The sequence below is a fragment of the Pasteurella oralis genome (genome assembly GCF_042681465.1).
Taxonomy (GTDB): Bacteria; Pseudomonadota; Gammaproteobacteria; order Enterobacterales; family Pasteurellaceae; genus Pasteurella; species Pasteurella oralis.
In genome coordinates this window covers 1-872 of sequence record NZ_JBHUFP010000014.1, presented here as the reverse complement: position 1 = coordinate 872, position 872 = coordinate 1, and the positions used below count along the sequence as shown (strand labels likewise).

Sequence of the window (872 nt, the reverse complement as noted above, 5' to 3'; positions counted from 1 at the left end):
ACGCTGGCATATCCAACAAATAGCTATTCATTTGACGGCTTAGGCGTGAATGAAACGCATTATTTCTGGGTGCGTATGATTGATACCGCTAACGGGAATGCGGGCCAGTTCACAGAATCTGTCGCCGGCACATCTGAAAGCTCGGGTTCAAAACTTGTTGAGTATCTAAAAGGTCAAATCTCAAGTAATGCTTTTTCACAAGAACTTGCTGAACAGATAACGAAGATTGAGAAGACTGGGAAAAGCAATGCAGCAAGAATGAATTCAATGCACATTCTCAAAGTTGAAGATCATGCAAGTGGTAAGAAAGCGATTGCGGGTATTGCAATTGGTGCAGATGCTGAGAGTGATGAATCTCAAGTGATTATTTCTGCAAGTAAATTTATTATTGCCGATCCAAACAGTAGCACTCTTAAAACACCGTTTTCTATCTTAACAGAAAATGGTAGTGCTAAAGTGGTTTTAGATGGCGATTTAATTGCCAACGGGACTATTAGCGGAGATAAGCTTCAAGCTAACAGCATAATCACCGCTCCTAATATCGAAGGTGGCTATATCAAAGGTAACACTTTTGAGGGGGGATTGATTCGAGGAGCAAGGATTGAGGGGGTAACTGGTACTTTTACTGGCGATCTAGAAGTAAACCAAATTGTTGGCGGTAACATCTTAGAAGTTTTTACTTGTCGTTCAAAGAGAATTGGCACTATCAGTGCGGGATCTTTTGGTTCAAACCCAATGTATTATATTTCTTATTTACGTAAGCGAGTCAGAGTACTTGTTGAGAGTGTGAATGTTGATAGAGATTTATTTATTATAGATGCACTATCTTCGGTATCTGGTCGATTATATGAATCGACAGAAACTCGTCATGG

At 40.0% G+C, this 872-nt stretch carries 1 protein-coding gene; it reads left to right on the top strand.

The features are described from left to right. On the top strand, positions 1-872 hold an 872-nt coding region (locus ACFSAV_RS08535; protein WP_379098527.1), incomplete at both ends, for a phage tail tip fiber protein.